Origin of the sequence: Variovorax sp. PAMC26660 (assembly GCF_014302995.1) — a bacterium.
In the GTDB taxonomy this organism is placed as follows: domain Bacteria; phylum Pseudomonadota; class Gammaproteobacteria; order Burkholderiales; family Burkholderiaceae_C; genus Variovorax.
In genome coordinates, this window is sequence record NZ_CP060295.1 from 5,543,616 (window position 1) to 5,565,093 (window position 21,478).

A 21,478-nucleotide genomic window follows, 5' to 3' on the forward strand; every position below is an offset into this window, starting at 1 on the left:
GCGGCTGGGCGTGGCTTGAGGGCCTGCCTCGCTACTGGGTCAGATGGCGCACGAGACCCGAGAGCCCCGACGCCGCGATCAGCACGATGAGAAAACGCATCCAGCCCGACTTGCGCTGGATCCAGTTGCCGATGACGATGGCGCCCACCGGCAGCAACACAACCAGGCTGCGACTGGTGAGAAGCGACATCACCACATAGGCGCTTTGCAGCATCAGGCTGACCGTGAGGACGAACTGCGATTCGAGGCGTTTGGGCGCTTCGGGCGTGGGTGCTTCAGGTGATGAAGGCGCGACGGCGGGTGCTGCGGCTGCGCGCGGAACAGGCGCAGAAGCCGCGGTAGCAGCGGCTGCCTTGGCCGCAGCCTCTGCCCGCTCTGCATCGCGCTTCGCCTTCTTCTCTGCGGCCAACTGCTCGGCAGTCTTCTCCAGCACCGGCGCGGAGGCTTGCGCCGGTTGCCACCACGCGGGCCAGGGTGCCTGGCCCGCAGCAGACTGTTTGCGGAATTGATCTGGGGCCACTTGCCGTTGCGGCTGCTGCGATGCCACGGGGGAAGCGGGGGCAATGGGCGTCGTCATGGCGCTGCCCTTGTGCTTCGCCGCCAGCGCGCGAACACGCTGCAGGTAAGGCGCGCCGCGCGCCGCGTCCGTCATCGCGATGAAGTTGGCATAGCCACGCAGCGCGCCGATCACATCGACGTTGCCGTTCCATTGCAGGCCCTGTGGCCCCTGGCGCTCAGCCAGATGCAGCACCGCACGAAAACGCCGCAGCGTGTCGCGGTCAAGCGATAGCTTGTCGTTGACGACGATGCCGGTCACATGTTGCTGCTGGTGCTTGCGCATCACCTGCTGCTTGTCGGGGTGCACCGTGAGGCCTTCGCTCGCCACGATCTGCTTCACGCGCCACAGCAGCTTGCCGGTGTCGCGGCTGTGTTGCGAGTCGGCCGAAAAGCTCAGGTCATCCGCATAGCGCGTGTAGCGAAAACCCAGCTTGGCCGCGCTCGCGGCAAGCCGCGCATCGAGCCGGCGGCACAGCAGGTTGGTCAGCATCGGGCTGGTGGGTGCGCCTTGCGGCAGCACGCGCTCGCCCCGGGCGACGAAGTAGCGCCGGCCGTCGAGCTGCACTTCGTCGGTCGGTGCCTCGGTGCAGACCAGCGCCAGCAGGCTTGCGACCTGCGACGAATAGCCGAGCTGGCGGAACACGCCGCGCACGCGGCGCATGCCGATGGAGGGAAAGAAGTCTTTCAGGTCGAGGTTGATCACCACGTCCTGCCCCACGTGCGGCACCGCATTCGTGAGGATCGAGCGGCCCGGCAGGAAGCCGTGCACCGCCTCGTGCACCGGCATCTTCGCCAGGATGTTGTCGAGCACCCAGTACTGCGCGCGCTTCAGGCGTGGCATGGGCGCCGAGATGTGGCGCTCGCCGCCGCTCTTCTTGGCAATGGTGAAGCGCTGGTAGTGGCTCACGTTCGCCACCTCGCGGTGCCAGGCCAGGAAGCGCAGTTCGCCCAGGTCGATGCCCATTGCGCCGGCGAGATCGCCCGCGTGGTTCAGCGCGGGCAGGGCATTGCGGGCCAGCGCCTGGCTGTCGCTCTGCGCTTCGTTCAGGCCACCAGAGACGCCATCGCCCACGTAGAGCAGTTCGCGCTGGTGCCGTTCATGCCACGCGAGGGCGCGGGCATGGCGGCCTTGCGCGAGGCGCTGGCGGGTTTCCTCGCGGCGTTCGCGGGCCTTGGCCATGCGCTCCTTGCGCATCATCTTCAGGGCCTTGTCGCGGTCGGAGATGCCGCGCAGTTCTTCGCCGAGCTTGCCCAGTGCCGTCTGCAGTTCGCTTTCGCGGCGGATGAGTTGCGACTCGACCGTGGGCTGCGCCGCGTCCTGCGGCCAGAAGCCCAGGCGCTGCATTTCCTCGAGGATGACTTCCTGCTTGGAACTGCCGCGCAGGCGCTCGTAGAGCTGCTCGCGTGTCAGCGCCGAATCGGGAACGGAAGATGAAGAGGCGGGAGGCTGCATGGTCTTGGCGTGACGCCATCGGCCGATGCACTGCTGAAGAAAAATTGCGAACGGGGCGGGAATCTCGTCGAAGAGCCTCGGGACTGGAGGGCTCCACTCGACGCCGTAGGTGCACGGTGGCGCCGATGAGCTTCGAGGAAGCCGCACTGTCATCGCGCCACCGTGCACCTACGGCACAGTGAAGAGACGTCCAGTGACGCTTGGGAAGTGCTGTGTGCGAGGGTGGCGATACGCCACCCGGATTGCAAGAGCCTTCCCGCTCCGTTCGCAAAAAGCAGTGTATCAGTCGATGCGTGCGGTCCTTTCCGGATCGGTCGTCTTGGTGGGAATGTTCGAGAGCGCAGCGGTCAGCGCCGGCGCGGCCGACAGGCGCAGCGCGAGCATGTGCTCGCACGGCCCTTGCCGCATGTGGTGGCGAAAGAAGTGCTCGCACTGGCAGTCGCCGTTGTCGACGCGATGCTCGGCATTGAGTTGCAGGCTCACCAGGTACTCGCGCTGGCCGGTGGCGCCCTTGCACTTGCCGCTCAGCGTCAGGGCGCCGTCGGGCCGCGTCTGCGTCTTCACGTTGTTGACGCGGCCTGCCTTCACCAGCTCGGCCGCGGCTTCTTCCTGCGGGCTTGAATAGCGCAGCTTGTCCATGGGCAGCGGCTCGCGGCTCAGCTCGCGCAACCGCCACACGCCGTGTGCCAGGTCGTACACCACGCGGCCGGCCTGCACGTAGCTGCCGAGTGCCGCGTCCACGGTGAGGTTCGACAGGCCGGTGGCCGCCGCCAGCTCGGCGGTGGTGGCGCGCCAGCGTTCGCCAAGCGCTGCGAACACGCGCAGCAGGCTGTCCTGGTCGACCGTGTGGCGTGGCTGCAGCAGCTCGAAGTGGCCGTTGCTCGCCCAGTCGTTGGCGGTCCAGCCCGACAGGCCGAGCGTGAACTCCATGCCCGGCAATTGCGCAACCCAGAAGCTGGGCATGCCGGTGCCCAGCAGGTGCACCGTGAAGCCCTGCGCCACCGGCACGAGCCGCTCCAGTTGCAGCAGGCGGCGCCGGCCCCAGACGCGGATGTCGATGTCCGACGTGGCGCTGTGCGTCGAGCGAGGGCACACCAGCTCATGGCCCCAGGGCTCGAACAGGATGCGCACCGGCTGCCCCGGCCGCAGGATGAAGCGCAGCGAGCGCGGCCCCACGCGTTCCTTGCGACGGCGCAGCACGAGGCAGATGTTGTGGATGTCCATCGGGTGCAATTGCAGCCGCTGCGCCGGCAGCAGCATCGCGCTGCTGACCTGCAGGAAGCCGCGCACCCAGCTGTCGGGCACATCGATCTTCGGCTCGTGAAAGGCCGGGTCGTTGCCGCTCTGCACCTGGAAGCCACCGGGGTCGATGGCCAGTCGCGTGGACTTGTAGTCGCGGATCTTCTGGAACTCGTCGTACAGCGATTCGGAATAGTCGACGTTGGTGGTGCCGAAGGCGTGGTCGCTCACGCGGTCGAAGATTTCGTGGCTGCACGAGAACATGCCGTAGCTCGACTCGTCCTGGCTGAAGCACTCGAAGAACACGCGGTCGGGGTGCACCGTGATCACCGGGTCGAGCACGTACCAGGCTTCGCGGTTGACCTTGTAGATGTGGTCGAAGTAGCGCTTCTGCGCGCCCATGAAGGGCTTCAGCACTTCCTGCTTGCGCTTGCGCAGGTCGTCCAGCTCGGTGCGGATCGGCGCCATCTGCGCCTTCAGCTCGTCGCTGCGCGCCATGTACTGCGCGAGCAGATCGTTTTCCTGTCCGGCCAGCCACTCGAGGTACGCGCTCTTGTCGCGCGGCTGGAAGCGCAGGTCGCCCACCACCACGTCGTGCAGCGCGGACATGCCTTCGCGAAACGGCAGGTGCCGATTGACCTCGGCCACGAAATGAACCGGTGCGCGCAGCGTGTCGGGCGCGAACTGCAGCGCCGTGCTGTTGGCCGTGTGCTGCACACCCGAGTGACCGAAATAGCGGTACTGGAACCTCATGCGGCGGGTCCTCCCGACGACAAGGTGGGCATGGCAGGCAAGGCGCGGCGTGGCGTGACGCTGCGCACGGGTGCGGTCTGCAAGGGGTTGTCGAGTGCGGGAAACAGCGCCTGGATGCTGCGCAGCCCGGCCACGTACTGGGCACGTTCGGTGATGGCGCCCGTCACGGCCTGCCGGGCGAACACGCGCGCGACGATGCGTGCGATGTCTTCGGAGTGCGCTGCCTGCGCGGCCAGGAACTGCATGACCCGCGCCTTCGCCAGACGGCCACGGTTGGCCTGCGACAGCACGCTGAGAAAGTAGGGCTCCAGCCGCGCCAGCACATCGGCCTTCTGGCTCGCCGCCGAGGCCAGCCAGTTGGTGACGAACAACTGCATGCCGGGGGAAGGGTGCTGGCTCAGTTGCAGCATGTAGGTGGTGACATCGGTCACGTCGAAATGGGTGGTGAGCAGTTCGCGGCCCAGGCGCTGGGCGCCTGCGTCCTTGTGGTCGCACAGGCGCACCAGCAGCGGCGGCGTCCATTCAGTGGCGCTGCCGTGCGCGCCGAACCAGGTGCGGGCCCATTCGCGTGCATCGTCCCAGCGGCTGTCGAAGATGCGCAGCGCGTCGTCGAGCTGGGCCAGCGTGCGTTGCGGATGGGCGGCCAGTTGGTCCATGGCCCAGCGGCGCGCAGTGGCGGCGTCGACCAGGCCGAGGCTCGCGGTCTGCAACACGTCGAAGCTGTCGGGCGCCTGCTGCGGCAGCAGCCAACTGCCCAGCCGCTGCGCGCCCTTGCTGCGCGCTTCCAGCAGCCGCAGCGTGACGGCAGGCTCGCCGGCGCGCGTGTGCTCGGCCAGCGGGCCGCAGAGCCATTGCAGCAGGAAGTCGAAAACGCCTTCCGCCGATTCGGCGCGGAACAGCTCGTCGCGCAGCAGCGGCATCAGCGCGGCGCCAAAGGCCGGATGCTGCGGCAGCAACTGCGCGAGCTTGGGCGCCACGGCGTTGCGCACGCTCGGCATCGGGCTGCTGCAGAAGGCTGCAAACAGCTCGGGCTGGCTGACCAGCGTGGCGTCGGGCAGGGCAGTGAAAAGGCGCACACCGGCGCCGCGCAGGCGCGCGTCGTCGGACTGAAGCAGCCGCGTGAGCACTTCCAGCGGCAAGCCTTGCACTGAGGCCGGATGCAGCAACAGCCATTCGGCGGCCGTGGCCACCACGTCGGCGCTGGCATGGTCGAACAGCGCGAGCAGCTCCGGCAGCGGAGCCTTGGCCGCGGCGTTGCGCAGCAGGCCCTGCAGCGCCCATTGCAGGTTCTCGCAGATCGCGCCGAGTTCGGGTTGCTCGGCATCGCAGGCCGACAGCCACGCCAACAGTTCGACGCACAGCGCGTCGAGCGCCGAGAGGTTCGGCGCGGCGGCCTGCAGCAACAGGCGCGACGCGCGGCGCACTTCGGCATCGGCAGATGTCAGCAGCATCCGCAGCAGTTCGACCTGCTGGCTGTACAGGCCCGGGTCCTGCGCGATGCATTCGAGTGCGTAGGTGCGCGCTTCGGCCAGCGGCGAGCCCAGCAGCGCGGGCAGCCAGGGCAGGGCAGGCGTGCCGGCCGCGATGCGCTGGCGCGCGATGGCGAGCGCGAAGCGTGCGGTGTCGGTCCAGGGGCTGGCCAGCAGATGCCAGACCGTGGGCGTTTCGAGTGCTTCGCAGAAGGGCTTGTTGTCTTGCAGCGCAAGTGCGGCGAAGGCGTGCACCGCCGCGCAGCGGCCTTGTTGCATCAGTTGCAGCAGGGCTTGTGGGTGGCGGTCCCAGCGCTCGGGCCAGGCTTCGGTGCGGCGGGTGCGCTGCTCGGGCAGCGGTGTGCTGCGGCGCCACTGAAGGCCATCGCGCTGGGCTTCCCATTCGTCGTCGTGGCGGTGCAGCAGTTGCATCAGCATCAGCCAGCGGCTGTAGGGGCCGGTGTACCAACTGCGGGGTTCATCGGTCCAGCGCGATTCGCGTTGCTGGCCGGGCGTGCCGGCGTCGGCATCATCGGCGGCGAGCAGCACGCCCATCGCCAGCTTCAGCCAGTCGGGTTCGTCGGCCGCGCCGGTCAGCGCCAGCCGGCGCAGGTTGCGCCAGGTGCGGCGGCGAAGGTAGTCGCGCGTGCGATGGCTGTAGGCGAGCCGGCTGTCGGGGCGCACGATTTCTTTGGCGATCTCCACATAGCGGCCGTTGGCCAGTGCCCATCGGCCGCCGGAGCGGAACGCGGCGCGTTGTGTTTCGAGGCGCTGGTGCAGCAGGCCCAGCAGCGTGTAGTCGCCGGCGAACTCCGCGCTCTTGTAGAGCCGGCGCCATGCGCGGAAGCTGCGCGCGGCCAGCGGCAGGGTGCGGGAGATTTCAAGCACGGCGGTGCGTGCCGGCCCATTTGCGGTGGAGCCTTCGAGCAGCGACAGCTCGAACAACTGTTCGATCCAGTTGTCGTACTTCAATCCGTTCCAGTGCGCGGGGTCCGCCAGCAACTGCTGGACCAGCGGCAGGGCCTGTTCGGCCGGTGCCGCCTGCAAACCGGCCCATGCGCGGCGCAACGAGGCAGGCCAGTCGTCGACGATGCGGGCAGTTTCTGTCGCGCGTTGTTCTTCGGGCCAGAGATTCAGCGCCGCCCAGCGCGCCGCACGTTCAACCATCGGCGTGCGCGCGCGTTGCGAGAGTTCGCGCATCGCCTCGAAGGCGCCGCCATCGCCGCAGCGGCCGATGGCCCATGCGATGCAGTAGTCGAGCAGCGGCTCGCCGGTCTCGATGTATTCGATGAGGCGGGGCACGGCGTCAGCCAGCCGGCGCTCGCCGATGCGCCACACCACGCGGCTCTGGCGTACGGGGGGCAACACGCGCCACGCGTCGGGATGGATGCTGGCCAGCAACACCGCATCGCCCGGATGCGCGGATGCGGAGACGGCCGGTATGGGAGCGTCGGCAAGTACGCTGCCTTCGATGACGTAGCTCTGCGCGATCTGCGCCGCCACGGCCTGCTCGAACGCGGCGTCGGCGGCCTCCAGCGGCAGTGGTGACGGCGTGTAGACCATTTCCTTCCACTGCAGGCCATCGCGGCTCGTGCTCACGTGCACCACGTGGCCCGGCGCTTCCGGGAGGGCGAACAGTTCCACGGTGCTGAAGCCGATGGGGCCTTGCGCGCCCGGCTTCGTGCGGATCAATTTCTCGGAGCGAATGCGCTTCACGCGGAGGCCTCCCTGCCTTCGGTTGGATCTTGTTCGTGCTTGTTGTCGCTGCGCATCTTAGCGGGCGCGTGCGTCAACCGGGCGTGTGTAGCATCGCGGCCTGCAGGCAGATCCGCAATCAAGCAGACACCACCATGGCGACCACGGAACATCTTCCCCAATCGAGCTTTCTCTACTTCACGGGCCAGGGCTCGGACAAGGTCTACCAGGTGCATCTGCGCCCCAGGGACGACGGCTGGGTTGTCGACTACGGCAACGGCCGCCGTGGCGGCACGCTCGCCACGGGCACCAAGACCAGCAGCCCCGTTTCCTTCGAGGCCGCGCTGAAGATCTATGAAAAGGTTGTGAAGGAAAAGACCACTAAAGGCTACACGCCAGACCCATCAGGCGCGCTCTACACCGCCACCGATCTGGCCGGCCGCATGAGTGGCGAGCTGCCGCAACTGCCCACGCTGATCCTTGAAGAGCAGGCCGCGCGTTACTTCGACGATGCGGCTTGGGGCCTTCAGGAAAAGGCCGATGGCGAAAACCGCATCCTGCTGATCGAAGGCGAGACGGTGCGCGGCACCAACCGGCGCGGCTTGTTCGTCGACATTCCGCAGGCGTGGGTCGGCACATCCGATGCGCCGGCGGGCCGCACCGTGATTCCGGGCGAGCACGTGGGCGATGTCTTCAAGGCCTTCGACCTGCTCGAACTTGGCGGGCAGGACCTGCGTGCCGCACCTTTCATCGAGCGCTTCGGGCACTTGCAGAAGATCGCCGGGCTCGTGCCGTGGATGGTGGTGCTCGACTTGGAACTCACTGCCGAAGGCAAGCGCAATCGCGCCGCAGCACTGCTGGCCGCACACGGCGAAGGCTACGTGCTCAAGGCGCTGGCTGCACCGTTCAGCGCGGGGCGCAGCACCACCAGCCTGAAGTTCAAGTTCAACCAGAGCGCGACCTGCGAAGTGATCCGCGTCAACGCGCAGCGCTCGGTGGCCGTGGGCCTGCGCGACGAAGCCGGTGCGATGGTCGACCTGGGCAATGTCACCGTGCCGCCCAACGAAGCGCTGCCGCCGGTGGGCACGCTGGTCGAGGTGCGCTACCTCTATCGCTATGCGGGCGGCAAGTTCGAACAGCCGGTCTACAAGGGCCAGCGGCCCGACATGACATCGGCGGATGCCGTGCTCTCGCAGGTCACGCGCATCAAGGACCGGAGCGCGACGATGGGTGAAGCGGGCGAAACAGAAGACGACGGGGCCTGAAGCCCGTCAAGCCAGCGCCGCGCGCAGCTTCGTCGCCAACTGCTGCGCCTGCGCGCTGGAGGCCACGTTGGTGAAGCCCATCAGCAACCCCTTGCCACAAACGCCAGCGGTGCCGCGTTCGGACAGCGGCTGGCAATTCAGCCCGGCCTTTTGCGCGCGAGCGGCCAGTTCCATATCGCTCTCGCTGCGCGCATCGAAGCGCGCGATCAGGTGCATGCCGCCGCTTTGCAGGTCGATCCGCACCGCATCGCCGAAGGCCTTCAGCAGCGCGGCCACCAGCATGGCCCTGCGTCGCGCGTAGAGCAGCCGCATCTTCTTCAGGTGGCGCGAGAAATGGCCTTCGCGCAGAAAGTCGGCGGCAACGGCCTGCGTGATCTGCGGGCATCCGTTCGACCATGTCCGCACCGCCTCTTCGAAGCGCGCACGCAACGATTCGGGCACGACCAGGTAGCCCAACGACAACCCCGGATAGAGCACCTTCGAAAAGCTGCCCGCATACAGCACGCGGTCTTGCCCGTCGAGGCTCTTGAGCGCGGGCAGCGGCGAGCCGGCGTAGCGGTACTCGCCGTCGTAGTCGTCCTCGACGATCCATGCATTCGCCTGCGACGCCCATTCGAGCAACTGCAGCCGTCGTGCGAGCGTCATCGACATGCCGAGTGGTGCCTGGTGCGAAGGCGTGACGATCGCCATGCGGGCCTTCGGTGCCCGGCGCAGGCCGCGCGCGACGACCATGCCTTCGTCGTCCACCGGCACACGCACGGTGCGATGGCCGGCGGCGTGCAGCACATCCTGCGTCGGCGGAAAGCCCGGGTCTTCGATCCACACGCGGTCGTCTTTCTTCAGCAGCGTGCGCGAGACGAGCGCGAGCGACGCGCGATACCCGCCCGTCACCAACACCTGCGAGGGATGGCACGACACGCCGCGCGACACCAGCAGGTAGGCGGCGATGGCCTCGCGCAATGGCGGGTGGCCGGCCGGTTCGCCATAGAACATGTCAGCGGCGGTGGTTGCCCGAACGCAGCGGGCCGCGAGGCGGGCCCACAGCTTGCGCGGAAAGGCATCGAGCGCCGGAATGCCGAGCTGCAAGGGTGGCGGCGCGGCTGCTGGTGCGAGCGCGGCATCGGCCGCATCGGCGCGCCGTGGCTCGCGCCGCGCGGGCCGATGCTGCGGCAGCGAAGGCGAGACCACCGTGCCCGCTTGTCCCCGCGACAGCAGATACCCTTCGCCCGCCAACTGGTTGTAGGCGGCCTCGACGGTCCCACGGGCCACGCCCAGTTCGCTGGCCAGGTTGCGCGCCGATGCCACGCGGTCGCCCGGGTGCAGCGTGCCTTGCTCGATGGCGGTCCTGAAGCGTTCGTAGACCTGCCGGGACAGCGGCGTCTGCCTTGCGCGGTCCAACTGCGGAATGCCGTCGGTCGATTTTTTCTTGCCCATCATGGACCAGTCATTTGATCGAATCTTGGATCTTTCTGATGGTGCATCGTAGACCTAAGCTTGTTTCCATGAACAGCCTGGAAGAAGGACATGCGATGAGCGAGAGGATATTCGTGGCCGGTGCCACGGGGGCGGTGGGCTCGGTGCTGGTTGCGCTGCTGGTCGAGGCGGGCTACACCGTCTACGGCAGCACACGGCGCACCGACCGCGCCCGCGCACTGGAAGCGAAGGGCGCGCATGCGGTCGTCGTCGATGTGTTCGACGCGGCCGCGCTGGATGCCGCGCTGAAGCGCATCGCCCCTTGGGGCGTGATCCACCAGCTCACCGATCTGCCGAAGGACCTCGACCCGAAGCTGATGGCCGAGGCCGTGGTCCGCAATGCCCGCCTGCGCATCGAAGGCACGCGCAACCTCGTGGCTGCGGCGCAGGCCGCAGGCGCGCGGCGGCTGGTGGCACAGAGCATCGCGTGGGTCTATGCCCCGGGGCCCAGGCCCTTCACCGAAGAGATGCCGCTCGACCGCGACCCGGAAAGTCCGCGCCGCCTCAATGCCGATGCCGTGGCCTCGCTGGAGCGCAGCGTGCTGGGCGCGCAGGGCATGACGGGCACCGTGCTGCGCTACGGCCAGCTCTACGGGCCTGGCACGTCGACGGCCGGGCCGAAGGGCGCGAGTCCGGTGCATGTGGAGGCGGCGGCCTGGGCGGCGGTGCTGGCCCTGCTGCACCGGTCAGGCGGCATCTTCAACATCGCCGAAGACAACGCCGAAGTCAGCAGCGAGAAGGCGAAGCGCGAACTCGGCTGGAACGCCACATGGCGTCTGCCGCAAGGAGCCGCGCGATGAATGCCATGGTGCCTTGGCGTCGCCACGCGGCCCCCGTGTTTGCCTTGCTGGCCGTGGCCGCAACGGGCTGGGCGCTGATGCCGCATGCAGGCAAGCAGTCGGCGGTGCAATGGATCGATGACGTGTGCAGCGCTGTGAGCCGGCCGATGTTTGCGTCGGCTCCGGCACCAGCCGGCTTTGGCGCGGCGGCGCGGCCATCGACCTCGGTCAAGGTGCTCTCGTGCGAATCATTGCCGCATGTGCCTGGCAAATCGGTGACCACGGCCATCGTCGACTTTCCGCCGCTGGCCTATTCGTCGGCCCACCGACACCCTGGCTCGGTGACCGTCCTCATGCTCGAAGGCACGATCCGCTCGCAGTTGGCCGGCGGCCCTGCGGGCGACTACAAGACGGGCGAGACCTTCTTCGAGCCGCCGGGCACGCTGCATCTGTTTGCCGAGAACCCCGACCCGGTGCGGCACGCAAAGCTGGTGTCGGTGTTCGTGACCGACGAGAACTGCGGGCCGCTGGTGTTGCCCCCTGAGGCATCCGGCGTCAGGACTCGGCCCTGACATCCAGCCCCAGCGCCTGAGCAATCACCAGCGCCTGCGTCGTCGTGATGATCGCGCCCTTGAGCTTCACGTTCTCCGGTTCGAGGGCACTCAGGTCGCTGCCTCGCAGGTCGCAGTTGGACAAATCGGCGCTGTGCAGCCACGCGCCCGACAGGTCCACGTCGCGCAAGGAGCCGCCCTGGCAACGGGCGCCGGTCAGATCGGCCTCGCGCATCCGCGTGCCCTGGAAGGACGCTTTGCGCAGATCGGCACCGGGCAGGCCCGCGAAGGACCAGTCGCCGCCGGTCACCTTCATCAGATCGAACATGCAGTCGTTGAACATGCAGCCGACGAATTTGCATTCGCTGAAGCTCGCATCGAAGAACTTGCAAGCCACGAAGGTGCAGTTGACGAAGGCCGCATCGGCATGCACGGAGGCATTGAAGCGGGCGCTGCGGAAAGTGCAGTCGGTGAAGACCGAGCCCGTGTTGTGCGCCTCGCTCATGTCGAGGTCGCCGAACAGGACGGCGGTGTGCGTTTGCCCCGCGATGTCCTGCCCGTACCAGCTCTCGCCGAACAGTTGGGTGTGCGTCTTTGGCGCCGGTGCGCCGTGTGCGCGTTCAGCCATGGGGTTTCATCGGTGAGGGGTGCTCGAAGGTCGCTCGATGCGCGGGTGCGCACAAGGGCTTCGCATTGTGGCGCGGTTGGCGCGCGTTCGACCTATGCCGTTGCGTCTTGCCCGGTCGCCCATGTGCCGACGCCGCGCAGGAACCCGTCAGCGGCGTCGAGTTCGCTGGCGGCGATCCACTCATCGGGTTGATGGGCCTGCGAAATCGCACCGGGCCCGCAGACCAGCGCGGGAATGCCGGCCTGCTGGAAGAAGCCGGCCTCGGTGCCGAACGGAAGCTCGCCCGGCGGCCAGAGCGCACCCAGCGCGCGGGCGACGTCCACGGCCAACCCATCGTCGCCCGCCGCGAGTGCCGGCACGCCGGCAAGCTGCGCCGTTTCGACCGTCACATCGGGCGCAACGGCGGCCAGCATCCGTTCGACTTCGCGCCTCACCAGCGTCGTGCCTGCCTCGTCGGTGGGCCGGAACTCCCACAGCACTTCGCAGCAAGCGGGGACGATGTTGATGGCCGTTCCGCCATGGACCAGACCCACGTTGAACGTGGTCCGATGCCCCCGCGTGGCGAGCGTGCGACCGAGGCGCCCCAATTGCGCGATCAGCAGGGCCGCCGGCTCGATCGCGCTGATGCCCAGTGCCGGATCACCGGAGTGCGCCGGCCGGCCGCGAAAGGTCGTCCTGTGACCGTAGAAGCCGCGATGGGCCAGTCCGATGCGCATCTGCGTCGGCTCGCCGATGATCGCGAGCGCTGGTGTGGGCACATGGGCGCGCATGTCGGCGATCAGGCGCGGAACGCCGAAGCATCCGACTTCTTCATCGTAGGAAAACGCGAGGTGAATCGGCCGTTGCAGCTTCAGCCCGCACCAGGAAGGCACCGCAGCGAGGCAGGCGGCGATGAAGCCCTTCATGTCGGCCGCACCCCGGCCGTGAAAGCGCCCATCGCGCTCGGTCAGCGTGAAGGGATCGGAATGCCAGTCCTGCCCGTCGACCGGCACCACGTCGGTATGACCTGACAGCACGATGCCGCCCGCCACCTGCGGGCCGATGGTTGCGAGCAGGTTGGCTTTGGCGCCGTCGTCGCTGTGCACCAGCCGGGCTTCGATGCCGTGCGCTCGCAGGTAGCCGGCCACCCAACGGATCAGCTCGAGGTTCGACCGGTGCGAGGTCGTGTCGAAGGCCACCAGCGTCCGCAGGAGTTCGACCGTGTCCATGTCAGGGCCGCAACGGCCTGGGAGCAGGCGCGAGCCGCGTGCCCAGGCGCAGCGTCGTGACGAGAAAGCCGAGCAGGATCAGCGCGATGCCCACCACATGGAAGCTGCGCACCGCCTCATGCAGCACAAGGAAGGCCAGCAACGCGGTGAACAGCGCCACGAGGTGGAACGACACGCCGGTCACCGTCGCGCCCAGCACCGCGACGCAGCGGTTCCAGAGGATGAACGCGAACAGGGACGCAAAGAGCCCGATGTAGACGACGGCCCCGACCGAGGCCAGGTCGGTGGGAATGCGCGCGCCGCGCGCCAGCTCGAGCGCCCAGAACGGCATCAGCACCACCAGCCCCGCCGCCATGGTCGCGGCCAGGAACACCAGTGGGTTCATAGCGGCCGGCTTGCGCCGCAGCAGCACCGAGTACACGGCGTAGTTGAAGACGGCCAGCAGCACGAGCAGTTCCCCGCCACCCAGCCGCAGCGCCAGAAGGCTGGCGAGATCGCCGCGTGCCACGATCCAGCTCACGCCGGCGAACGAGATGGCGATGCCCGCGAGTGCCTTCCAAGTGATGCGTTCGACGCCGAGCACCAGCGCGGCCAGCGGCACCATGAGCGGCAGCGTCGAGTTGAGAAACGCCACGCTCGCAGCCGGAACCGTTTGCAGCGCCAGATACCCCAGCGCGTTGTAGCCGGCGATACCGAAGGCGCCGCATGCCGCAATGAGCAGCCAGTGCCGCTTGAGCAGGTCCCGCTCTTGCCAGGCCTGATGCCAGACAAACGGTGCGAGCGCCACGAGCGCCACCACCCAGCGGCCGACCGCGAGCGACACCGGCGGAAACACCGGCCCGAGGGCGCGGCCCAGCACGAGGTTGCCGGCCCAGAAGGCGGGCGGCACCCACAGCAGCCAGACCGGATTCGCCCAGAGGGTTTGGAGCAGGGACTTGCGCATCGCCTACACGCCTTGCAGTCCGATGCGCATGCGGCGGTTGTAGCGGCCCTTGTTCTCGATCTTGAGGATCTTCACGGGCCTCGACGCACCCGTCGAGGCCAGGTGCGTTCCGCCGCAGGCCTGCCGGTCGAGGCCCACGATCTCGATGATGCGGATGAGGCCTTCGGACGACGGCGGCGGTGTCACCGAGCGCGAGCGCAGCAGGCCTTTTTCGGCATGCGCCGCGGTCAGGGACAGATGGTGCGTCTGCACCGCCAGGTCTTGCGCGATCACGTCGTTCAGTTCGGGCTCGAGCGCCCGCAGGCGGTCGTTGTCCGCGTCGGGCAGGTCGAAGTCGATGCGGGCCGTGCCGTCCGCGTTCATCTGCACGCCGGTGACCAGTGCGCCGTCGAAGTCCCTGAAGACGAGCGCGTTCAATACATGCAGATCGGTGTGAAGCTCTCGCATGAGTTGCCGGAACAGCGGATCGACTTCGGCCTGAACCTCGCCCGTGACCTCGATGCCGTCAGCAAGCAGGGCCCAGATGGCGCCGCCTTCTTCGCTGAACCCGGTGACTGATGCCTCGCCACCGTGCCACCTGACGATGCCCTGGTCAGGAAGCTGCCCGCCGCCGCCGGGGTAGAACGGATGCTGCGAAAGAAGAACGGCGCCGGGCCGTGTCTTCAGAGCGGTGGCGTCGAGCCGCAGGGTGTCGGGATGGTCCTGGCAGAAGAGTCGTGTCATGGGTTGCCTTGCTGATGGGTGCCAGCTTGGCAGGACGACGCGCGATGCTATTGGTCAGAATTGATGGAACGCAGAACCCGCATGGAGGCCACATGAAGATCGACACCTTTGACGAGAGCCTGGCGCATCGCAACATCCTGCCCTACGACCCCGTGTACACCGACGTGTTCGCGCAGGTACGGCAATACGTTCAAGAGCACCTTGCAGGCGTGGAACTCGTGCACATCGGCAGCACGGCCATTCGCGGCTTGCGCGGAAAGCCCATGGTGGACATTGCCGCCATCACGGGCAGGCAGGACCTGCGCGCCGAGCAGGCCGAATTCGAGCGGCTGGGGTTTCACCGGCGTGCCGTGTGGGTCGACAAGGACGAGAAACCCTATGTCTGCGCGTGCGTTCAGCACAACGGGCGCGGGTTCAACATCAACATCCACATCTGCCATCGGGGTGACCCGGTTCACAAGGACTCCCTGGCATTTATGGAAATTCTCGGTCGACGTCCTGACCTGCGCAGGAAGTACGAAGAAGCCAAGGACCGTGCGCACACCATCGATCCGGTCAACCCGGAGGTCTACAACCGGGAGAAGGACGCGGTGATCAAGGAGATACACGCGCAGATCGGGTTGGCTTAACGTTCTTTCTTCAGGCCTGTTTGTCCCGGCGCTGGCGCTGACTCAGGCCGGCTTCGCGCCCGGCGCGGTCGGTGGCACCAGATGCGACCGGTACGCGGCTGGCGTTTCACCGAACATGCGTCTGAACAGCCCGATGAACGCGCTGGCCGTGGAGTAGCCGAGGTCCAGTGCAATCGCCGTGACGGGCGTGCCCGCCGCCAGCATCTCGAGCGATCGCATCAGGCGGGCACGCTGGCGCCAGGCCGTGAAGTTGAACCCGGTCTCCGCCACGAAGCGGCGGCTCAGGGTGCGTGAACTCATCGAGGCCCAAAGCGCCCAGCTTTCGAGGTCGCGGTCATTGGCCGGATCGGCAAGCAGCGCCTTGGCGATTTTCTGCAGGCGCGGATCGCGTGGCGAAGGCAGGCCGAGCGCTTCGACGGGCAGGGTGCGGATTTCATCCAGGATGACTTCGGCAACGCGTGCCCGGGGCTCGTCGAGCGGGCCGGGTGGCCAGGTGCTCGCTCGCAGCGCCGCCTCGCGCAGCAGGCCGGATGTGCGCAGCGTGCAAGGTCGCTTGGGCAGGCTTTCGCATGCATGCTCGGCCACATAGGCGCTCCATCCGTTGAAGGGGCCATGTGTCCTGCCGGCGTGCAAGTGATGCGGCGGGAGCCAGACGGCGTGGATGGCGGGAACGACCCACACGCCTTCGTCGAGCACCACCGTCAGCAGGCCGCGCAACGAGCCGAACAACTGCCCGCGGGCGTGGCGGTGCGGCTCCAACGAATGCTCTTCGTCGCTGCTTCCGGTCACGACAAAGAGGACGGGGCCGTCCGCTTGGTCCCTTGCAAATATTTCCAGGTTCAGGTCAGTCATGGCGGAATCATGAGATTGGTTGTCTGGTCTGTTTTATAGCCGCCAACGGATCGGCCCTATCTTCATCGGCATGACCATGACGACCCAGGAGATCGACAGATGAGCGGCAGCAAGCAACTTCAACACGGGCAGGGCGACGGCGCTCCCGTGCCGCCGGACCTCGACGCGCTCTACGATCCGCCGGCGGAAAAAATCCAGAAGGCCGTGCTCGACCGCCTGGTCGGGTTTCATGAGGCGTATCTGAAGGCGGCCACCTTCTTCTGCCTGGCGACGGGCAGCGAGCGCGGGCTCGACGCCTCACCGCGCGGCGGCCCGCCGGGCTTTGTCCACGTGCTCGACGAAAACACCGTGGCCTATGCGGACTGGCCCGGCAACAACCGGATCGAGTCCTTGCGCAACCTGGAAAGCGACGAGCGCCTGGGCATGGTGTTCCTCTTCCCCGGGCTGGAAATCTTCATGCGCATCAACGGCCGGGGCCGAATCTCGACCGACCCCGGCTTGCTGGCCGAACTCAGGGAAGGCGACCGCGTGCCCAAGACAGCGACCGTGGTGTTGATCGACGAAGTGCTCGTGCATTGCGGCAAGGCCATCAACCGTGCCAGGCTCTGGCAAGACGACGCGCGCATCGACCGCAACGCATTGCCCTCGGTCGGCAAGATGATGGCCGAACTGGCCAGGCTCGGCGACGCGCAAGCAGTCCACATGGACGAGGCGCAGATCGCGCAGGTCAACGCGCACTATGCGCAGGGGGTGCGCAACGACCTGTATTGATTTTGCGGGCTGAGCGAGCCGGACTCACACCTTGTGTCAGTCTTCGATGGCCTCTACGCCCTGCAGCCTGAGTTGCTCGACGCGGTCCTTCATGGTTTGCAGCTCCTGGGGAGAGTGCCCCGTCCAATCCTGGACTTCACCGATGACCCGAAGCGGGTCTTTGGAGCGATACGACTTTGTCGGGTTGCCCGGGAATTTCTTGTCCGTCAGGTTGGGGTCGTCGGCAATCGGGCCGGTCGGCTCCACGATGTAGATCCGCTCGGGCCCATCGCCCTGGGCCAGTTCGGCCCCCCAGATGGCCGCATTCAAGGTGGCGGCCAGATAAACATAGGCCGCCTTCTTTCTCTTGCCGTAGTTGGAGCTGTAGCCGGCCTCGATCAGGTCCCCCGGCTTCAGGTCAGCCTTCGTGCCGTGGTAGAGGCACTGGGAACTCAGTTCGTCAATGACTGCCATCGGGTGTGTCTTTCATGCAATGGGTGAACGGCGGATCGCGGCCGACTGTATCCGCTCGACAACCGAGTCTCATGACACACGTGCGGCCACGTACTGCAACGGTGTCATACCGAAGGTGCGCTTGAAGTGCTTGTTGAGCGCGCTCTGGTCATAGAAGCCCGAAGCGAGCGCCGCGTCGACCACCGACTGGCCCGCCTGCAGTCGCCGCAAGGCCGCCCGCAGCCGCAGTTGGGTCAGGCAGGTGTGCGGCGTCAGGCCGATGGACCGCTTGAACGCACCGATCAACTGGAAGGGCGTGAGGTTGGCGACCGCGCCCATCTGCTCCAGCGTCAGGCGCTCCGCATGGCAGTCGTGCATCAGTTCGAGCACCGGGGCCAGCAGGCGCGCATCCGATGGCGCGCGGGGAATGCGCTGCGCCGCCTGGCCGTGCCTCTGGAACAGATCGCCGAAGCTGCGCACCAGCAGTTCGCGATGGCGCAGGGCGTCCTGCTCGCCGTCGAGGGCGTGATGCAGTTCCAGAAAGCCCGCGATCAGGTCCGGGTCGAGAAAGACATTCGAGCTGAAGTAGCGGGGCTGGTCGATGCCCAGCGAAGACAGCACGCCGTGAAGGCCCGACTCTCCCAGGTAGAAGGCCCGGTAGCGCCAGCGCTCGCTGCCGCCCATGTGGCCCGAATGCGGCTCGGCCGGGTTGAAGACCAGCAGCGCCTGCCGGTGGGCGGTGTCCGTGCGGCCCCGGCTCGTGAACTCCGAGCCGCCGACCTCGGTGGCCGCGACCACGAAGGAGTCGTGCACATGGGGCGCGTAGCTGTGCGTCGTGAAGTCGGCGTGGAGCATGTCCATGCCCGGCACGGCGGGTGCATGCCAGTAACGCGACGTGTTGCGAGGGTCGGGTCGGGCCAAGGGAACTTCCTTTCGACGCGGGCCATGGTAGCGCTTCGGGCTGCAGTGCCCAGGGAGGCGCCCTGCAAGCACTTCCCTAGCGGCCGAGCCTCAACAGCATTTCACGCACATCGTCCACCAGCCACAGGCCCAGGCTTCGATCGCTTTGTGGAAACTGGAGTGGGCCGCTCGCCGACGGATAAACGATGGCCTCGGTGACATTGCCCTCCACGATCAGGCGCCGGGGAGGCGGCAGATTGAACGGTGCCATTTCAAGATTGATCGGTGTCCAGCCGCCGGTGGGGATGTCCTGGTTGCGTGGCAGTGAGCGATAGGTGAAGGTGGTGGTCAGGAGCCACTTCGACCGGCTGGACACCACCGCATGCAGGGCATGAAAGGTGTCGGCATGGGAAAAATGAAACAGGCAATCGCGGCAGAGGATGAGGTCGACGGTCGGCAGTTCGTCGGCAAGCAGGTTCAGTTTGCTGAAGCGGCGTCCTGGTCTTCCAAAGCGCTCCGTGTTCCGCTGCACGAGTTCTTCGACGATGTCGGCACCGGTGTAGTCGATGCCCGCCAGATCGACATGCTGCATCCAGTTGAAGTCTCCGCACGGCAAGTCGAGCAATGTACGAACCTGAAGCTCGCGCAGCAGATGCGGCAGTTCCCGGATGATTTGCGCGGTGTTCGTGAGTTCAGACCCCGCGCCGGACACACTTTCTGTCGATCCCCAGGCATTCGACGTGAAGATGTTGGAAAAGACGGTCTCGGGTGGTTGTGTGGTCATTTCGCACGCATGAAAAATCGAGTCCTGATGATCATAGTCGGCGGTAACGAATCGACCTTCTCCTAGCGCACTCTCTCGCCGTCGCGCACCGATTCGACCGCGCCGTTGTAGAAGCGCACGATGCCCAGGAAGTTGCCCTGGCCGCGGTTGTAGACCCAGTCTTCCATCGGCACGCACTGCTGCGTGACGATCTGCTGGGCCGGCGCACCGGGGTAGTTCGAGGGCACCCAGATCACCTGCGGGCGCGGCACGCAGACGAACTCCTTGGACACTGGCTCGCCGCACCGTTGTGTCACCGAGAACTTGGAGTCCCCGACGCTGGAGAGCGTGCCGCCGCAGCTCAGCGACTGTGCGGATGCGCTGCCGGTGTGCATGCCGGCGGCGAACAGGAAGAGGGCGCTCGCGGCGAGGGTTCGCATAGGTTCCTTGGGGCTTCTTGACCACCTGTGACTGTAGCCGTGCGCTGGCGTTCATGTTCCTTTGCGGCCCCGAAGTCAATCGGAGAATTCTTCCCAAGCCCCGTCGATGACACCGAGACCGCCGGCGCCTTGCGGTCCGCAGAATCGGACGATGACCCTGGCCGTCAGAGCCAGCCGCATCCACCCCGAGGAGACAACAACATGAACCGTCGGTATTTGCTACGCCTCGTCCGCATCGCTGCCCAATGGGCCATTGGCGCGCTTGCGGTCCTTTCGATTCCCGCGCTTGCCGCCTACAACCAGAGCCTCACGCGCACGCTCGATGCCGGCCAGATCTACGGCAAGGCAGCCAGCAACAACACGCAGGCCTTCCTGGGCATTTCCTTTGCGCAGCCGCCGGTCGGCAACCTGCGATGGCGCGCGCCGCAGCCGCCGGTGCCATGGAGCGGATCGCGTGCCGCCACCACGCTCGCCGGCATGTGCGCGCAGGTCGGCAACCCCTTCGGCGAGCCCGACCCCGCGACCTTCGGCCAGCCCGTGGGCAGCGAGGACTGCCTCTACCTGAACGTGTGGCGCCCCAACTCCAGCGCCGACAACCTGCCGGTGTTCTTCTGGATCCACGGCGGCAGCAACACCAAGGGCACCGCACGCGACTCGACCTACGACGGCGCCTATCTCGCGCAGAAGGCCAACATGGTGGTGGTGACGGTGCAGTACCGCATGGGCATGCTGGGCTGGCTCAACCATCCGGCCATGAAGACCGGCAACGCGCTGGACGACTCGGGCAACTTCACCACGCTCGACCTCGTGCGCGGACTCGACTGGGTCAAGGCCAACGCCCGCGCTTTCGGTGGCAACCCCGGCCAGGTGACGGTGGCGGGCCAATCGGCCGGCTGCATCAACACCTGGGGCCTGCTGCAATCGCCGCTGGCCGAGGGCAAGTTCCAACGCGCGGTGTGCATGTCGGGCATTCCCAATGCGTATCCGCCGGTGGTGGGCACGCTGGCGGCCGAGTCGCTGATCGACAGCCTGCTGGTCGACACTGGTCGCGCATCGACCACGGCCCAGGCCACGGCGCAGCGCGCGACGATGAGCCCCTCCGACATCGCCGCGCTGCTGCGCAACGCCAGCGCGGCGCAGATCATGAAGTTCACGCCCAGCCCCGTGGTGCCCGGCCATTTCACCGACGGCACGGTGATCCGCGCCGCCGGCCTGCCGGGCCTGCTGCTGGGCAACTACAACAAGATGCCGATCATGATCGGCTCGACGCACGACGAAGGCTCGTACTTCGCCTTCCTGTTCGGCATGGGCCAACCCACGCAGCAGGAGTTCTGGAACCTGGCCAACTACGCGCCGCCCGGCAGCGTGACCTTCAACCAGCTCATCAAGCCCGAGTTCCGCCCGATCTACACGCAGACGCACGAGGCGCTGACCTATGCGCTGGACAACGTGATCGACAACGTCATCCGCGTGCTGCGGCTGCAGAACGGTGACATCTACCGCTACAACTACAACTGGGACGACACGCCCCAGCCCTGGAAAGACACCTTCGGTGCCTTCCACGCGATCGACGTGGCCGCGCTGTTCGGCAACTTCGTGACCGACCAGCCGAACTTCATGCACTTTGCCTGGAGCCCGGCGAACGCGAACAGCCGCAAGGCGCTGTCGGACAAGTTCATCGACTACACGGCCAGCTTTGCGCGCTACGGCGCACCCACGCGGCTGTTCGACGGCAAGACGCCTTGGACCGGCTGGACCAACTTCATCTGCCTGCTGTGCAACAAGCGGATGATTTTCGACAACCAGTCGTACATGTCGCCCGACGACTACCTGTTCTTCTGGCCGCGCTACACGCTGCTGTCGCCGCAGCAGCGCGACTTTCTTTCGCAGCAGATCGACTTCAACAACCTGCCGGATTCGGTCGACCCGCTGCGCAGCGGCCCGCGCTGAGGTG

General features: G+C 66.9%; 19 protein-coding genes. 6 read left to right on the forward strand and 13 right to left on the reverse strand.

Annotation, left to right across the window (positions count from 1 at the left end):
* Positions 1 to 31: 31 nt before the first annotated feature.
* The 3 genes from H7F35_RS26100 to H7F35_RS26110 form a co-directional block, all read right to left on the reverse strand.
* Positions 32 to 2,011: a reverse transcriptase family protein gene (locus H7F35_RS26100; RefSeq protein WP_187109446.1), complete on the reverse strand. Its 1,980-nt coding sequence runs from the start codon at positions 2,009 to 2,011 to the stop codon at positions 32 to 34.
* 282 nt (positions 2,012 to 2,293) lie between these two features.
* Positions 2,294 to 4,003 carry an SWIM zinc finger family protein gene (locus tag H7F35_RS26105; RefSeq protein ID WP_187109447.1) on the reverse strand — a complete coding sequence of 570 codons (1,710 nt, stop codon included), beginning with the start codon at positions 4,001 to 4,003 and terminating at the stop codon, positions 2,294 to 2,296.
* Positions 4,000 to 7,188, reverse strand: coding sequence for a HEAT repeat domain-containing protein (locus H7F35_RS26110; protein WP_187109448.1), 3,189 nt, complete (start codon positions 7,186 to 7,188; stop codon positions 4,000 to 4,002). The genes H7F35_RS26105 and H7F35_RS26110 overlap by 4 nt, the downstream gene beginning before the upstream one ends.
* Positions 7,189 to 7,322: 134 nt before the next feature.
* Here H7F35_RS26110 and H7F35_RS26115 point away from each other — a divergent pair, with 134 nt between their 5' ends.
* Positions 7,323 to 8,432, forward strand: a complete 1,110-nt coding sequence (locus H7F35_RS26115) for a DNA ligase (protein WP_187109449.1) — start codon at positions 7,323 to 7,325, stop codon at positions 8,430 to 8,432.
* A 6-nt stretch (positions 8,433 to 8,438) separates the two neighbouring features.
* Here H7F35_RS26115 and H7F35_RS26120 read toward each other — a convergent pair whose 3' ends face one another.
* Positions 8,439 to 9,866, reverse strand: coding sequence for a PLP-dependent aminotransferase family protein (locus H7F35_RS26120; protein WP_410010803.1), 1,428 nt, complete (start codon positions 9,864 to 9,866; stop codon positions 8,439 to 8,441).
* A gap of 95 nt (positions 9,867 to 9,961) precedes the next feature.
* Between H7F35_RS26120 and H7F35_RS26125 the strand changes: the two genes are divergently transcribed.
* Positions 9,962 to 10,705: an NAD-dependent epimerase/dehydratase family protein gene (locus tag H7F35_RS26125; protein WP_187109451.1), complete on the forward strand. Its 744-nt coding sequence runs from the start codon at positions 9,962 to 9,964 to the stop codon at positions 10,703 to 10,705.
* A gap of 5 nt (positions 10,706 to 10,710) precedes the next feature.
* A complete protein-coding gene (locus H7F35_RS26130; protein ID WP_187114418.1) occupies positions 10,711 to 11,256 on the forward strand; it encodes a cupin domain-containing protein in 546 nt (181 codons plus the stop codon).
* On the opposite strand, the gene H7F35_RS26135 is transcribed toward H7F35_RS26130, so the two are convergent.
* From H7F35_RS26135 to H7F35_RS26150, 4 genes are all read right to left on the reverse strand, one after another.
* Positions 11,240 to 11,863, reverse strand: coding sequence for a pentapeptide repeat-containing protein (locus H7F35_RS26135; protein ID WP_187109452.1), 624 nt, complete (start codon positions 11,861 to 11,863; stop codon positions 11,240 to 11,242). The two genes, H7F35_RS26130 and H7F35_RS26135, sit on opposite strands and share 17 nt — an antisense overlap.
* Before the next feature lie 92 nt (positions 11,864 to 11,955).
* Positions 11,956 to 13,071: an acetylornithine deacetylase gene (gene argE, locus H7F35_RS26140; protein WP_187109453.1), complete on the reverse strand. Its 1,116-nt coding sequence runs from the start codon at positions 13,069 to 13,071 to the stop codon at positions 11,956 to 11,958.
* 1 nt (position 13,072) lies between these two features.
* Positions 13,073 to 14,014 carry a DMT family transporter gene (locus H7F35_RS26145; RefSeq protein WP_187109454.1) on the reverse strand — a complete coding sequence of 314 codons (942 nt, stop codon included), beginning with the start codon at positions 14,012 to 14,014 and terminating at the stop codon, positions 13,073 to 13,075.
* A 3-nt stretch (positions 14,015 to 14,017) separates the two neighbouring features.
* On the reverse strand, positions 14,018 to 14,737 hold the full coding sequence (locus H7F35_RS26150) for an alanyl-tRNA editing protein (RefSeq protein WP_187109455.1): 720 nt from the start codon (positions 14,735 to 14,737) through the stop codon (positions 14,018 to 14,020).
* Positions 14,738 to 14,829: 92 nt separating this feature from the next.
* Between H7F35_RS26150 and H7F35_RS26155 the strand changes: the two genes are divergently transcribed.
* Positions 14,830 to 15,366, forward strand: a complete 537-nt coding sequence (locus H7F35_RS26155) for a GrpB family protein (protein WP_187109456.1) — start codon at positions 14,830 to 14,832, stop codon at positions 15,364 to 15,366.
* A gap of 42 nt (positions 15,367 to 15,408) precedes the next feature.
* Here H7F35_RS26155 and H7F35_RS26160 read toward each other — a convergent pair whose 3' ends face one another.
* Positions 15,409 to 16,218, reverse strand: a complete 810-nt coding sequence (locus H7F35_RS26160; RefSeq protein ID WP_187109457.1) for an AraC family transcriptional regulator — start codon at positions 16,216 to 16,218, stop codon at positions 15,409 to 15,411.
* A gap of 99 nt (positions 16,219 to 16,317) precedes the next feature.
* Here H7F35_RS26160 and H7F35_RS26165 point away from each other — a divergent pair, with 99 nt between their 5' ends.
* Positions 16,318 to 16,989 carry an MSMEG_1061 family FMN-dependent PPOX-type flavoprotein gene (locus H7F35_RS26165; RefSeq protein ID WP_187109458.1) on the forward strand — a complete coding sequence of 224 codons (672 nt, stop codon included), beginning with the start codon at positions 16,318 to 16,320 and terminating at the stop codon, positions 16,987 to 16,989.
* A gap of 36 nt (positions 16,990 to 17,025) precedes the next feature.
* On the opposite strand, the gene arr is transcribed toward H7F35_RS26165, so the two are convergent.
* The 4 genes from arr to H7F35_RS26185 all read right to left on the reverse strand — a co-directional run bounded on the left by arr (position 17,026) and on the right by H7F35_RS26185 (position 19,524).
* Complete coding sequence (gene arr, locus H7F35_RS26170; protein ID WP_187109459.1) at positions 17,026 to 17,442, reverse strand: NAD(+)--rifampin ADP-ribosyltransferase; 417 nt, start codon at positions 17,440 to 17,442, stop codon at positions 17,026 to 17,028.
* A gap of 69 nt (positions 17,443 to 17,511) precedes the next feature.
* Positions 17,512 to 18,342 (reverse strand): AraC family transcriptional regulator, encoded by an 831-nt coding sequence (locus tag H7F35_RS26175; RefSeq protein ID WP_261803356.1) that lies wholly within the window; start codon positions 18,340 to 18,342, stop codon positions 17,512 to 17,514.
* A 76-nt stretch (positions 18,343 to 18,418) separates the two neighbouring features.
* Complete coding sequence (locus tag H7F35_RS26180) at positions 18,419 to 19,105, reverse strand: class I SAM-dependent methyltransferase (RefSeq protein WP_187109460.1); 687 nt, start codon at positions 19,103 to 19,105, stop codon at positions 18,419 to 18,421.
* Between the two features lie 62 nt (positions 19,106 to 19,167).
* A complete protein-coding gene (locus H7F35_RS26185; RefSeq protein WP_187109461.1) occupies positions 19,168 to 19,524 on the reverse strand; it encodes a DUF2845 domain-containing protein in 357 nt (118 codons plus the stop codon).
* Positions 19,525 to 19,725: 201 nt separating this feature from the next.
* Between H7F35_RS26185 and H7F35_RS26190 the strand changes: the two genes are divergently transcribed.
* A complete protein-coding gene (locus H7F35_RS26190; RefSeq protein WP_187109462.1) occupies positions 19,726 to 21,474 on the forward strand; it encodes a carboxylesterase/lipase family protein in 1,749 nt (582 codons plus the stop codon).
* Positions 21,475 to 21,478 lie beyond the last annotated feature (4 nt).

Coding starts and splice junctions, on each gene's coding strand:
- H7F35_RS26100 (WP_187109446.1), bottom strand. CDS start 2,011: ATGCAGCCTCCCGCCTCTTCATCTTCCGTTCCCGATTCGGCGCTGACA.
- H7F35_RS26105 (WP_187109447.1), bottom strand. CDS start 4,003: ATGAGGTTCCAGTACCGCTATTTCGGTCACTCGGGTGTGCAGCACACG.
- H7F35_RS26115 (WP_187109449.1), top strand. CDS start 7,323: ATGGCGACCACGGAACATCTTCCCCAATCGAGCTTTCTCTACTTCACG.
- H7F35_RS26120 (WP_410010803.1), bottom strand. CDS start 9,866: ATGGGCAAGAAAAAATCGACCGACGGCATTCCGCAGTTGGACCGCGCA.
- H7F35_RS26125 (WP_187109451.1), top strand. CDS start 9,962: ATGAGCGAGAGGATATTCGTGGCCGGTGCCACGGGGGCGGTGGGCTCG.
- H7F35_RS26130 (WP_187114418.1), top strand. CDS start 10,711: ATGGTGCCTTGGCGTCGCCACGCGGCCCCCGTGTTTGCCTTGCTGGCC.
- H7F35_RS26135 (WP_187109452.1), bottom strand. CDS start 11,863: ATGGCTGAACGCGCACACGGCGCACCGGCGCCAAAGACGCACACCCAA.
- argE (WP_187109453.1), bottom strand. CDS start 13,071: ATGGACACGGTCGAACTCCTGCGGACGCTGGTGGCCTTCGACACGACC.
- H7F35_RS26145 (WP_187109454.1), bottom strand. CDS start 14,014: ATGCGCAAGTCCCTGCTCCAAACCCTCTGGGCGAATCCGGTCTGGCTG.
- H7F35_RS26150 (WP_187109455.1), bottom strand. CDS start 14,737: ATGACACGACTCTTCTGCCAGGACCATCCCGACACCCTGCGGCTCGAC.
- H7F35_RS26155 (WP_187109456.1), top strand. CDS start 14,830: ATGAAGATCGACACCTTTGACGAGAGCCTGGCGCATCGCAACATCCTG.
- H7F35_RS26160 (WP_187109457.1), bottom strand. CDS start 16,218: ATGACTGACCTGAACCTGGAAATATTTGCAAGGGACCAAGCGGACGGC.
- H7F35_RS26165 (WP_187109458.1), top strand. CDS start 16,318: ATGAGCGGCAGCAAGCAACTTCAACACGGGCAGGGCGACGGCGCTCCC.
- arr (WP_187109459.1), bottom strand. CDS start 17,442: ATGGCAGTCATTGACGAACTGAGTTCCCAGTGCCTCTACCACGGCACG.
- H7F35_RS26180 (WP_187109460.1), bottom strand. CDS start 19,105: ATGACCACACAACCACCCGAGACCGTCTTTTCCAACATCTTCACGTCG.
- H7F35_RS26185 (WP_187109461.1), bottom strand. CDS start 19,524: ATGCGAACCCTCGCCGCGAGCGCCCTCTTCCTGTTCGCCGCCGGCATG.
- H7F35_RS26190 (WP_187109462.1), top strand. CDS start 19,726: ATGAACCGTCGGTATTTGCTACGCCTCGTCCGCATCGCTGCCCAATGG.